General features: G+C 77.1%; 1 protein-coding gene. It reads left to right on the plus strand.

The window, feature by feature from the left end; all coding sequences use genetic code 11:
• The coding region (locus D7Y13_RS46715; protein WP_208734755.1) for a hypothetical protein at window positions 1-393 on the plus strand (393 nt) is incomplete at both ends.

Here is a 393-nt window from a genome sequence, read left to right on the forward strand (position 1 = left end):
GCCGGATGCTCGCGGGGCAGGACATCTCCTGGGCGGACATGCGCGACCTCGCCGACAACGGCGACGGCCTCGCGGCGATGCGCCTCGCGCAGCGCATCGAGGCCCAGAGCGACCCCTCGCTGCTCGCCGACGCCGCGCTCTACTACGCGACGGCGGCCCTCACCAACCGTGGCGGCGCGGTCCGGCCGCTGGTCGCCATCCTGCGGCGCGGCGACGTCGAGATCAGCCCGCGCCGCCTGGAGCACGTCGAGACGGCGCTGCGGACGCTGGCGCTGGCCGGCGACGAGCGCGCGGCGACGGCGCTGGCCGGCTTCTACGCCGGCGGCCGGCCCTTCGGCCCGCAACCGGAGAAGGCCTTCGCGCTGCGCCAGGTCCTGGCGCAGCGCGAAGGCC

The sequence above is a fragment of the Corallococcus praedator genome (assembly GCF_003612125.1).
Classification (GTDB): domain Bacteria; phylum Myxococcota; class Myxococcia; order Myxococcales; family Myxococcaceae; genus Corallococcus; species Corallococcus praedator.